Below are 10,613 nucleotides of genomic sequence, written 5' to 3' on the forward strand. Positions count from 1 at the left end.
CTTCGCCTGGGAGACGCCTGGTTCAGCGCTCCTGGTGCCTCATATCCGACGGTACCTTGCCGGGGGCCCCGTTCGGGGCCCCCTTGACGCGGTTCACATCGCGGAATCCCGCGGTGCGGCCACGTCAAGTGGCGGCAAGGATCAGACCGCGTTCATCTTGCGGGTCGAGACGATCTGGTCGATCAGCCCGTACGCCAGCGCGTCCTCGGCCGTGAGGATCTTGTCGCGCTCGATGTCCTCGCGGATCTTCTCGATCGGCGTGGACGAGTGCTTGGCCAGCATGGTCTCCAGCTGGTCGCGCATGCGCAGGATCTCGTTGGCCGCGATCTCCAGGTCGGAGAGCTGCTCGCGGCCGGTGCCGCCGGAAGGCTGGTGGATCAGCACACGGGCGTTCGGCAGGGCCATGCGCTTGCCCGGGGTGCCGGCGGCGAGCAGGACCGCGGCGGCGGAGGCCGCCTGGCCCATGCAGACCGTCTGGATGTCCGGCTTCACGAACTGCATCGTGTCGTAGATGGCCGTCAGCGCGGTGAAGGAGCCACCGGGGCTGTTGATGTAGATCGAGATGTCGCGGTCCGGGTCCATCGACTCCAGGCACAGCAGCTGCGCCATGACGTCGTTGGCCGAGGCGTCGTCGATCTGCACGCCGAGGAAGATCACGCGCTCCTCGAAGAGCTTCGCGTACGGGTCGTACTCGCGCACGCCCTGCGAGGTGCGCTCGACGAAGCGCGGGATGACGTAGCGGTTGTCGACCTGGGGGCCGGAGTAGAGGCCGCTCGCGGAGAAGTTGTTCTGCATCTGGGTGTTCACCGTCCTGGTGGCGTTCTGCGGGCTGAGGGTGCCTGGCTCGGGCGGGCTGGCGTACGGGGCCCCGTACGGGCCCCGCGCGCCGGGCCGGGATCAGGCCCCGGTGCCGCCGCCGCCCGGGACCAGGGACGCGGCGGAGATGATCTCGTCGATGAGGCCGTACTCCTTGGCCTCCTCCGCCGTGAACCAGCGGTCGCGGTCGCCGTCGCGGATGATCGCCTCCACGGTCTGGCCCGAGTGGTGCGCGGTGATCTCAGCCATCCGCTGCTTGGTGCGCAGCAGGTACTGGGCCTGGATCTTGATGTCCGAGGCGGTGCCGCCGATACCGGCGGAACCCTGGTGCATCAGGATGTCGGTGTTCGGCAGCGCGAAGCGCTTGCCCGTCGCGCCGCCGGTGAGGAGGAACTGGCCCATGGAGGCCGCCATGCCCATGCCGATGGTGACGACGTCGTTCGGGATGTACTGCATGGTGTCGTAGACCGCCATGCCCGCCGTCACGGAGCCACCGGGGCTGTTGATGTACAGGTAGATGTCCTTGTCCGGCTCGGCCGCCAGGAGCAGGAGCTGCGCCGTGATCTTGTTCGCGATCTCGTCGTCGACCTGCTGGCCGAGGAAGATGATGCGTTCGCCGAGCAGCCGGTTGTAGACATGGTCGCCGAGGCCGCCACCGATGGACGGCTCACCCGCGGCGTAAGGCTTCAGATTCGTCACGTATCCACCTGCTCGTCTCCGACGGCCGTATGCCGTCTCAGCGTCTCGTTCTGGGGCGCGGACCTACCGGGGGGCGATGCCCGCCGGCTTCGGGTACTCCCGTGCCCTCGTATTCATGGACCCTAACGCGCAGGTAGGACAACGCCATCCCGCTTCCCGAACTGTTCGCTCGGAGCGCAAGGTCCCGAGCCCTTCGCGAGGGCATGCGGAAGGGCCCGGACGCGGCTGCGTCCGGGCCCTTCGGGGCACTGCTCAGGGGGCTGCGCCGGGGCGTCGCCCGGGGTGTTACTTGGCCTCGTCGGCCTGCGCCTCGGAGTCGCCCTCGACGGCGGCCTCGGCGGCCGTCTCGGCCTCGTCCTCGTCGTCGGAGAGGTCGACGACCTCACCCTTGGTGTCGACGACCTTGGCGGCCTCGACGACGACCGCGAGGGCCTTGCCGCGGGCGACCTCGCCGACCAGCATCGGGACCTGGCCGCCCTCGACGACGGCCTGGGCGAACTGGTCCGGGGACATGCCGGAGGACTGCGCGCGGCGCATGAGGTGCTCGGTGAGCTCCTCCTGGTTGACGCCCAGCTTCTCCTTGTTGACCAGCGCGTCGAGGACGAACTGCGTCTTGATGCCCTTGACGGCCTGCTCGGAGGTCTCGGCGTCGAACTCCTCGACCGTCTTGCCCTGGATCTCGAGGAACTTCTCGAGGTTCAGGCCCATCTGGCCGAGCTGGTGGTGCTCCAGGTTGTGCTTGCGGGTCTGGACCTCGTCCGCGAGGAGCTTCTCGGGGATCGGGACCTCGACGAGCTCCAGCAGCTTCTCCAGGACGCGCTCCTGGGCCTGCGTGGCCTGGTCGTACTGCTTCATGTTCTCGAGGCGCTTGCGGCTGTCCGCCTTCAGCTCCTCCAGGGTGTCGAACTCGCTCGCCATCTGGGCGAACTCGTCGTCCAGCTCCGGCAGCTCGCGGGCGGAGACCTTGGTGACCTTGACGGTGACCTCGGCGTCCTTGCCCTCGGCGGAGCCGCCCTTCAGCTGCGAGGTGAAGGTGGCCTCGCCACCGGCCTCGAGGCCCTTGACGGCCTCGTCGATGCCGTCGAGGAGCTCGCCCGAGCCGATGGTGTAGGAGACGTCGGTGGCGACACCGTCCGCGAGGACCTCGCCGTCGACCTTGGCCTCGAGGTCGATGGTGACGACGTCACCCTCGGCGGCGGCGCGCTCGACGTCCTTGGTGGACGCGAAGCGGTTGCGCAGCTGCTCGACCGACTTCTCGACGTCCTCGTCCGAGACCTCGACCGCGTCGACCTCGACCTCGATGCCGGAGTAGTCCGGGATCTCGATCTCGGGGCGGACGTCCACCTCGGCGGTGAAGGCCAGCAGCTCGCCGTCCTTCAGCTCGGTGATGTCGACCTCGGGCTGGCCCAGCGGGTTCAGGTCGGCCTCGTTGACGGCCTCGGTGTAGAACTTCGGGAGGGCGTCGTTGACGGCCTCCTCCAGCACCGCACCGCGGCCGAAGCGCTGGTCGATGACCCGGTTCGGGATCTTGCCCTTGCGGAAGCCCTTCACCGTGACCTGCTGGTTGATCTTCTTGTACGCCGCGTCGAGGCTGTCCTTGAGCTCCTCGAAGGGCACCTCGACAGTGAGCCGAACCCGAGTCGGGTTCAGGGTCTCCACGGCGCTCTTCACGGTTCGGTCTCCTTGTGGCTGACTGCTTGGGGTTCTGCCGGCCCGCTGTGATTCAGCGGCCTCGGCGGATTTCGGCCCGGCATCAGACACACGGGCACGCAGCTTGCATAGTAACCGCAAGCGGCAATCAGCCCACAACGCGATCTTCGGAGATCCCGGTGGCGGGCGGTACTGGTGGTCGGGGTGGCCGGATTCGAACCGACGACCTTCCGCTCCCAAAGCGGACGCGCTACCAAGCTGCGCCACACCCCGTCGGTGCGACACGTAGGGTACATGCCCGGAGACCCTCCGACGCCCCGGTTTTCCCCGGCGGGCGCACGCGCGCGCGGAGCGGGCCGGACACGGCGGGAAAAGCGGTGTGCACTCCCCCCGCGCGACCCGCTAGGATGCTGTCCGTGCCGCGGTCCCCGGACCTGCGGCGCGCATGTTGCGGGTGTAGCTCAATGGTAGAGCCCTAGTCTTCCAAACTAGCTACGCGGGTTCGATTCCCGTCACCCGCTCTCCATGACTCAGGGCCAGGCGCCGGAGATTTCTCTCCGCCCTGGCCCTGAGGCGTTTTCCGGGCCCGGAGGGTCCCCGAAGGCCCGCGGAAGGCCCGCGTCAGAGCTTGATGCCCGCGATGGTGTCCGCGAGGGAGTTCAGGAAGCGGTTGACGTCCGGGGCGATGGAGCTGGACGCGAGGAAGAAGCCGAAGAGGACCGCGATGATGGCGGGGCCGGCCTTGATGTGCTTGCCGCGGATCAGGATCACCAGGATGATCGCCAACAGAACCACCACTGACAGCGAAATGGCCACTACTGATCACACCTTCGGTCGTCCCCTGGCCGGCCCGGCGCGCGCGGTCGCGCGCGCCCCACTTGCACCATCCTCCCACCAACCGGCCCCCACTACCCGCCTCGTGACGAATCGCCATCATGTCTTTCCCACCGGGCGGGCGCGGATCGGGAACATATCGGGCGGAGCGTGACCAAAGGCCGGGTTCAGGGCGGGGTGATGCCGAGGAGGGAGCGGACGCGGGCGTACTTCGCGGTCAGCCGGTCCCGGGTCGGCGCGTCCAGTACGGACAGGCGTACCGGGTCGGCGTTGTGCGCGAGGTCGGCCTCCTTGACGAGGCGGGCGCCGGGGGTGGCGAGGACGCGGGCGGCGTATTCCTCCAGTGGTTCTCCGGGGCGTTTGGTGAGCGCCAGGACCATGTCCTTGACCTCCTGCGGGAGGGCGGCCTCCGCGAGCTCTGCGGGGCTGAGCGCGTCGTCCTCCACCGAGTCGTGGAGCCAGGCCGCGGCCTGCTGGGCGGGGGTGCCGCCGCGCAGGCGGACGCCTTCGGCCACGGCGGCCAGGTGCTCGGCGTAGGGCCGGCCGGCCTTGTCGGTCTGGCCCTCGTGCGCGGAGCGGGCGAGGGCCTCCACCTCGGCGAGGGTCAGGGAGCGGTCCGTCATGCGATCTCCTTCGCTGCCGTGCGCAGGGCCTCGGCGACGCGGTGGACGTCCGCCGGCGTGGTGCGCCAGTTGGAGAACGCGGCGCGCAGGGCCGCGGTTCCCCCGTGGACGGTGGGGGTGACGAAGACGTCGGCGGCGACGGCCTCGCGCAGGGCGGTCAGCCGCTCGAGGGTGGGGGCTTCGGCGAGGGTGAAGCAGACGACGTTGAGGCGGACGGGGGCCAGGAGCCGGAAGGCCGGGTCCCGGTCGAGGCGTTCGCCGAGGGAGCGGGCGCAGGCGATGTCCCGTTCGACGATCTCCCGGTGACCCTCGCGGCCGTACGCGCGGAGGGTGAACCAGGCGGCGAGGGCCCGCAGCCGGTGGGAGTTCTCGGGGGTGAGGTGGACCAGGTCGGGGTCGGGGCCGAGGGGGCCCAGGTAGGCGGCGGCGTTGGCGAAGACCCGGGACTGGAGGTCGCGGCGGCGGGTGAACTGGACGGCGCTGTCGTAGGGGACGTTGAGCCACTTGTGCAGGTCGGCGCAGACGGAGTCCGAGGCGTCGAGGCCCGCGACGAGGTGCGCGTGCCCGGGGGTGAGGGCCGCGAAGGCACCGAAGGCGGCGTCGGTGTGGAGCCAGAAGCGGTGGCGGTCCTTGAGGGCGGCGACGGCGCGGAGGTCGTCGAAGTCGGCGGTGTTGACGGTGCCGGCGTTGGCGACGACGACCGCCGGGCCGGGCGTGTCGGCCAGGGCCCGGTCGAGGGCGGCGGGGTCGACGGCCTCCCGGCCGGGGAGGGTGGGCACGCGGACGAGGGCGGAACGGCCGAGGCCGAGGACGGACAGGGCCTTGGCGATGGAGGAGTGCGGGGCGCCGGAGAGTACGCGGACGGGGCCGAGGGCGGCGGCTCCGTCCTCGGCCGGGGAGACGCCGAGGCGTTCGCCGAGCCATTCGCGGGCGATGGCGAGGCCGGCGGTGTTGGACAGGGTGGCGCCGCTGACGAAGGTGCCGGTGTGGGCGGCGGAGAGGCCGAAGAGGTCGCGCAGCCAGCCGACGGTCTCGCGTTCGAGGTGCTGGCCGGCGCCGTCGAGTGCGGAGTTGGAGTTCTGGTCGTGGGCGGCGGTCAGCCAGTCCCCGGCCAGGGCCGCGGGGGTGGCGCCGCCGGTGACGAAGCCGAGGTAGCGGGGGCCGGCGGAGGCGGAGAGGCGGGGTGCCCAGCGGGCCCGGAAATCGGCGAGGGCGGCTTCCGTGCCGGTTCCGTGCTCGGGAAGGGGAGCGGGCGGCGGCGCGTCCCCGGGCGGTACGACGGGGCGGTCGTCCAGGGTGGTGAGGGCCTCGGCGGCGGCGCGGCGGGTGGCGTCGAGGAGTTCGGGGAGGCGGGCGAGGTCGGCGGCGAGCGTGCGGTCCATGGGCGGGACGGTAGACGCCCCCGGGGCCGGGCGACCGGGCCAATCGGCCGCGAGTGGCCCGGCGGAACCGCAGGCAGCGCGGGGGGACGAGGTGCTCGGCGGGCGGCGGTCCCCCGGCGGGCCCGACGCCGGGCACGGGGCGGCGTACGGACGGCCGGCGCGGGGCGGCGTACGGACGCCGGGCGCGGGGCGGCGTACGGACGCCGGGCGCGGGGCGGCGTACGGACGCCGGGCGCGGGGCGTCGGGCACGGGCGGCCGGCGTACGGGCCGGGCCGCCGGGGTTCTCCTACGCCGCTGCCGGTGCCCGGTACCCCGGGCGGGCCGTGAGGGTGGTCATGCGGGCGGCGATCTGCTGGGCGGAGGTGCGCGGGAGGCGGTCCGCGATGAGTCCGTCGGCGAGGAAGAGCACCTGGTCGGCGTGGGCGGCGGCGGACGGGTCGTGGGTGACCATGACGACGGTGGCGCCGAGGGAGTCCACGGCGTCGCGGAGCAGGCCGAGGACCTCGGCGGCGGTGGTGGTGTCGAGGGCGCCGGTCGGTTCGTCGGCGAAGACCACGTCGGGCCGGGTGACCAGGGCCCGGGCGATGGCGACCCGCTGCTGCTGTCCGCCGGACAGTTCGGCGGGGCGGCGCCGGCCCTTGCCCTCCAGCCCGACCCGGGCGAGCAGTTCCGCGGCCCGTGTCCGGTCCTGGCGGCCGCCGCCGAGGCTCATCGGGAGCAGGACGTTCTGCTCGACGGTCAGCGAGGGCAGCAGGTTGAAGGCCTGGAAGACGAAGCCGAGGCGGCTGCGGCGCAGCTCGGTGAGTTCGTTCTCGTTCATGGCGGTGATCTCGGTGCCGCCGAGCCGGACGGACCCCTGGGTGGGGACGTCGAGTCCGGCGGCGCACTGGAGGAAGGTGGACTTGCCGGAGCCGGAGGGGCCCATGACGGCGGTGAAGCTGCCGCGCGGGAGGGTGAGGTCGATGCCGCGCAGGGCGTGTACGGAGGCGGCGCCGCGTCCGTAGACGCGTCGTACTCCGCGCAGTTCCACGGCGGGGCCGGTCTCCTCGTCGTGTCGCCTGGTCCGCCTGAACGCCATGGTGTGCCGCCTTCCGTACCGGTGTCCGCTGGTGTCCCCGACGCTACGGAGCGGCGTGCGGGGGCGGCCATGGAGCGGCCCGGCGGACGGCTGGTGGGGTAAACCCCACCCCGGGTCAGGGCGAGCGGCGGATGAGGAGCAGGGCCCGGTCGTCGTTGACGTCCTTGGCGACCTTTTCGATGAGGTGCCAGGCGGCGCCCTCCCAGCCGGCGGCGACGTAGCGGTCGGCTTCGCCGGTGAGCCGGTCGATGCCCTCGCTGATCTCGCGGTCGGCGGTCTCGACGAGGCCGTCGGTGAAGAGCATGAGGACGTCGCCGCTGCGCAGGTTGCCGCGGGCGGGTGCGAATTCGGCGCCGTCGTAGACGCCGAGCAGCGGGCCCTCGCCGGCGACCTCCTGCCAGCGGCCGGTGCCGGCGGAGAGCTGGAGGGCGGGGAGGTGTCCGGCGGACAGGAGTTCGTAGTCGCCGGTCTCCAGGTCGAGGACGAGGTGGATGGAGGTGGCGAAGCCCTCGTCCCAGTCCTGGCGGAGGAGGTAGCCGTTGGCGGCGGGCAGGAACTCCTGGGGCGGCAGGGCGCCGAGGAGACCGCCGAAGGCGCCGGAGAGGAGGAGGGCGCGGGAGCCGGCTTCCATGCCCTTGCCGGAGACGTCGGTGAGGACGACTTCCAGGGTGCGGCCGCCGTTGGTGCGGGCGGCGACGACGAAGTCGCCGGAGAAGGACTGGCCGCCGGCCGGGCGCAGGGCCATCTCGCGGTGCCAGCCGCGCGGCAGGGCGGGCAGCTTGCTCTGTACGCGGATGCGTTCGCGCAGGTCGAAGAGCATGGTGCCGCCGCGTCTCCAGGGGACGCCGACGCGGCTGCGGAACTGGGCGATGACCAGTCCGAAGAATCCGCAGGCGGCGACCACGAGCACGGTCCCGGGGGTGACCCGGGCGGGTCCCTGGGTGTACGGGCCGAGGACGAGGGCCTCGACGATCAGGGCGGCCGCGGCGGCGGCGTACAGCCCGAGCAGGCTGGCGGGGCGCAGCAGGAGGCCGCCGGCGACGATGGGCAGGACCAGGGCCGACGGGGAGAACCAGACGGGCATGAGCAGGGTGCCGCAGGCTATGGCGGGGACGGTCAGGAGGAGGCCGGCGAAGGCCAGCCAGTCGGAGGCGTCCCCGCGGAAGTAGTCGACGGCGGATTTGCGCAGGGCGGTGCGGGCCCGGTGCGACAGCATGCGCATCCGGGCCGTGAACGTCTCGACGCGTGCTCCGGCCATTGTTCCGGGACCATATCCATCCTGGCTGTGGCCGCGCAGGGGGACCCCCGGACCCATGGCGCTTCGGGAGGCGAAAACCCTTCGACCGCGACGGAACGCGCGAGTGAGGATGACCGCATGGCACTTGAGATGCGGGTTTTGAAGCAGAATGACTGGGATGTCTGGTTCCAGCATCTGGAACTGGCGTTCGGCGGCGTCTCCGAGCCCGCCCCGGCCCGGGAGCTCTTCCGGTCCCTGACGGAGCTCGACCGCTCCCTCGGCGTCTGGGACGGCGAGGACTGCGTCGGCTCCGCCTCGGCCTTCGGCTTCCGCGTCTCGGTGCCGGGCGGGGCCCTGGTCCCGGCGTCGGGCGTCACCATGGTCGGGGTCGCGCCGACCCACCGCAGGCGCGGGGTGCTCACCTCGCTGATGCGGCGCCAATTGGACGACATCCGTACGGGTGAGGAGCCGATCGCCGTGCTGACGGCGTCGGAGCCGGAGATCTACGGCCGCTTCGGGTACGGGATCGCCGCGTACTCCACGGCCGTCGACATCGACACCACCCGGGTACGCCTCTCCGTGCCGCCGGGGACGGACGGGGTGCGGCTGCGGCTCGTGGACCCGGAGAAGGCCCTCCCGGACTGCGAGCGGGTCTACGCCTCCCTGGTCGCGGGGCGGCCGGGGATGCTCGCGCGGCAGCCGGGCTGGGAACGTCACGCGCTGCTGGACGCGCCGGAGCTCCGGGACGGGGCGTCGCCGCTGAAGTGCGTGGTGGCGGAGGGTCCGGACGGCGAGGTGACCGGGTACGCCCGCTACCGGGTCAGGCCCGACTGGGAACTGACGGGCTCCGACGGCAAGGTCGAGGTCGGCCAGGTGGACGCGCTCGACCCGGCGGCGTACGCGGCGCTGTGGCGCTACCTCTTCGAGATCGACCTGACCTGGCACGTACGGGCGTACGCGCGGCCCGTCGACGATCCGCTGCTGCACCTGGTGAGCGACGTCCGGCGGGTCCGGGCGAAGCAGCGCGACGCGCTGCACCTACGGCTGGTGGACCTGCCGGCGGCGCTGGAGGCGCGGGCGTACGGGGCCCCGGTGGACGTGGTCGCGGAGGTGGAGGACGCGTTCTGTCCGTGGAACGCGGGGCGGTGGCGGCTGACCGCCGACGGGGACGGCGCGGCGCGGTGCGCGCGTACGCGGGACGCCGCCGACCTGGCCCTGTCGGTGCGGGAGCTGGGCTCGGCGTACCTGGGCGGGGTCACCCTGACCTCACTGGCGGCGGCGGGCCGGGTACGCGAGCTGCGCCCGGGCGCGCTGCGGCAGGCCTCGCAGGCCTTCGCCGGTGATGTGGCCCCCTGGCTCCCGCACTCGTTCTAACCCGCCCGCCCCGCGGCGGCTACCGCCGCTGGCAGGTGGGGCACCAGAAGAGGTTGCGGGCGGCGAGGCCGGCGGTGCGGATCTCGCCCCCGCAGATGTGGCAGGGCATGTTCGCCCGTCGGTAGACGTACACCTCGCCGCCGTGGTCGTCCACCCTGGGCGGGCGGCCCATGGCCTCGGGGAGGTGCTCGTCGCGGACGGTGTCGATGCGGTTCTTGCGGACGCCCTCGCGCATCAGCACCACCAGGTCGGCCCACATCGCGTCCCACTCGGCGCGGGTGAGGTCCTTGCCGAGCCGGTAGGGGTCGATGCCGTGCCGGAAGAGGACCTCGGCGCGGTAGACGTTGCCGACGCCCGCGACGATCTTCTGGTCCATCAGGAGGGCGGCGATCGTGGTCCGGCTGCGGGAGATCCGGGCCCAGGCGCGGGCCGGGTCGTCGGCAGGGCGCAGCGGGTCGGGGCCGAGGCGGTCGTGTATCGCCTTCTTCTCGCCCTCGCCGATCAGGGCGCAGGCGGTGGGGCCGCGCAGGTCGGCGTAGTGGTCCTCGTTCAGCAGGCGCAGCCGGACCGTGTCGGTCGCCGGCGGGGCCGGGGCGGTGCCGAAGCCGAGCTTGCCGAAGAGGCCGAGGTGGATGTGGATCCAGGCGTCACCGAGCTCCAGGAAGAGGTGCTTGCCGTGGGCCTCGGCGCCCTCCAGCTCCCGCCCGTCGAGCAGGGCCGCGCTCTCGGCGAAGCGGCCCTGGGGGCTGCTCACCCGTACGGGGCGGGCGGCGAAGCGCTCGGTGTGGTCCTGGGCGAGGCGGTGGATCGTATGCCCCTCGGGCACGGCGGTGCTCCTCCATCGGGTGCGTGGGGGGGGGGGGGGGGGGGGGGGGGGGAGAGGGGTGCTGAGTGTGTCTGGGGGGGGGGGGGGGGGGAG

General features: G+C 72.4%; 10 protein-coding genes and 2 tRNA genes. 2 read left to right on the forward strand and 10 right to left on the reverse strand.

The genetic code is table 11. From position 1 onward, the window contains the following. Nucleotides 1–141: 141 nt before the first annotated feature. The 4 genes from ACZ4WZ_RS07320 to ACZ4WZ_RS07335 form a co-directional block, all read right to left on the reverse strand. Nucleotides 142–795 (reverse strand): ATP-dependent Clp protease proteolytic subunit, encoded by a 654-nt coding sequence (locus ACZ4WZ_RS07320; protein ID WP_361601710.1) that lies wholly within the window; start codon nt 793–795, stop codon nt 142–144. Nucleotides 796–897: 102 nt separating this feature from the next. Next, nucleotides 898–1,515, reverse strand: coding sequence for an ATP-dependent Clp protease proteolytic subunit (locus tag ACZ4WZ_RS07325; RefSeq protein WP_388938917.1), 618 nt, complete (start codon nt 1,513–1,515; stop codon nt 898–900). Nucleotides 1,516–1,800: 285 nt separating this feature from the next. Further along, nucleotides 1,801–3,186 (reverse strand): trigger factor, encoded by a 1,386-nt coding sequence (gene tig, locus ACZ4WZ_RS07330; protein ID WP_467886252.1) that lies wholly within the window; start codon nt 3,184–3,186, stop codon nt 1,801–1,803. A 175-nt stretch (nt 3,187–3,361) separates the two neighbouring features. Further along, nucleotides 3,362–3,438, reverse strand: a tRNA-Pro gene (locus ACZ4WZ_RS07335). A gap of 177 nt (nt 3,439–3,615) precedes the next feature. On the opposite strand from ACZ4WZ_RS07335, the gene ACZ4WZ_RS07340 reads away from it, so the two are divergent. After that, a tRNA-Gly gene (locus ACZ4WZ_RS07340) sits at nt 3,616–3,686 on the forward strand. Nucleotides 3,687–3,786: 100 nt separating this feature from the next. On the opposite strand, the gene ACZ4WZ_RS07345 is transcribed toward ACZ4WZ_RS07340, so the two are convergent. From ACZ4WZ_RS07345 to ACZ4WZ_RS07365, 5 genes are all read right to left on the reverse strand, one after another. Then, entirely contained in the window at nt 3,787–3,981 is a 195-nt protein-coding gene (locus ACZ4WZ_RS07345; RefSeq protein ID WP_053674919.1) for a hypothetical protein, read from the reverse strand. A 185-nt stretch (nt 3,982–4,166) separates the two neighbouring features. Further along, nucleotides 4,167–4,622 carry an HD domain-containing protein gene (locus ACZ4WZ_RS07350; RefSeq protein ID WP_467886255.1) on the reverse strand — a complete coding sequence of 152 codons (456 nt, stop codon included), beginning with the start codon at nt 4,620–4,622 and terminating at the stop codon, nt 4,167–4,169. Continuing rightward, complete coding sequence (locus ACZ4WZ_RS07355) at nt 4,619–6,004, reverse strand: pyridoxal phosphate-dependent decarboxylase family protein (RefSeq protein WP_467886258.1); 1,386 nt, start codon at nt 6,002–6,004, stop codon at nt 4,619–4,621. Before ACZ4WZ_RS07355 ends, ACZ4WZ_RS07350 begins: the two co-directional genes overlap by 4 nt. 287 nt (nt 6,005–6,291) lie before the next feature. Then, entirely contained in the window at nt 6,292–7,083 is a 792-nt protein-coding gene (locus tag ACZ4WZ_RS07360) for an ABC transporter ATP-binding protein (RefSeq protein WP_467886261.1), read from the reverse strand. A gap of 115 nt (nt 7,084–7,198) precedes the next feature. Further along, the gene (locus ACZ4WZ_RS07365) at nt 7,199–8,341 is read right to left on the reverse strand and encodes a SpoIIE family protein phosphatase (RefSeq protein WP_467886264.1); all 1,143 of its coding nucleotides are present in this window, start codon (nt 8,339–8,341) and stop codon (nt 7,199–7,201) included. Between the two features lie 117 nt (nt 8,342–8,458). On the opposite strand from ACZ4WZ_RS07365, the gene ACZ4WZ_RS07370 reads away from it, so the two are divergent. Continuing rightward, nucleotides 8,459–9,694, forward strand: a complete 1,236-nt coding sequence (locus ACZ4WZ_RS07370) for a GNAT family N-acetyltransferase (protein WP_467886266.1) — start codon at nt 8,459–8,461, stop codon at nt 9,692–9,694. A gap of 19 nt (nt 9,695–9,713) precedes the next feature. On the opposite strand, the gene ACZ4WZ_RS07375 is transcribed toward ACZ4WZ_RS07370, so the two are convergent. Beyond that, nucleotides 9,714–10,520 (reverse strand): Fpg/Nei family DNA glycosylase, encoded by an 807-nt coding sequence (locus tag ACZ4WZ_RS07375; RefSeq protein WP_467886269.1) that lies wholly within the window; start codon nt 10,518–10,520, stop codon nt 9,714–9,716. Nucleotides 10,521–10,613: the final 93 nt, after the last annotated feature.

It is taken from the genome of Streptomyces sp. NPDC029122 (assembly GCF_055569445.1).

Excerpts from the sequence above, each read along its gene's own strand:
- ACZ4WZ_RS07320 (WP_361601710.1), bottom strand. The coding sequence starts at position 795 with ATGCAGAACAACTTCTCCGCGAGCGGCCTCTACTCCGGCCCCCAGGTC.
- ACZ4WZ_RS07350 (WP_467886255.1), bottom strand. The coding sequence starts at position 4,622 with ATGACGGACCGCTCCCTGACCCTCGCCGAGGTGGAGGCCCTCGCCCGC.
- ACZ4WZ_RS07355 (WP_467886258.1), bottom strand. The coding sequence starts at position 6,004 with ATGGACCGCACGCTCGCCGCCGACCTCGCCCGCCTCCCCGAACTCCTC.
- ACZ4WZ_RS07360 (WP_467886261.1), bottom strand. The coding sequence starts at position 7,083 with ATGGCGTTCAGGCGGACCAGGCGACACGACGAGGAGACCGGCCCCGCC.
- ACZ4WZ_RS07365 (WP_467886264.1), bottom strand. The coding sequence starts at position 8,341 with ATGGCCGGAGCACGCGTCGAGACGTTCACGGCCCGGATGCGCATGCTG.
- ACZ4WZ_RS07370 (WP_467886266.1), top strand. The coding sequence starts at position 8,459 with ATGGCACTTGAGATGCGGGTTTTGAAGCAGAATGACTGGGATGTCTGG.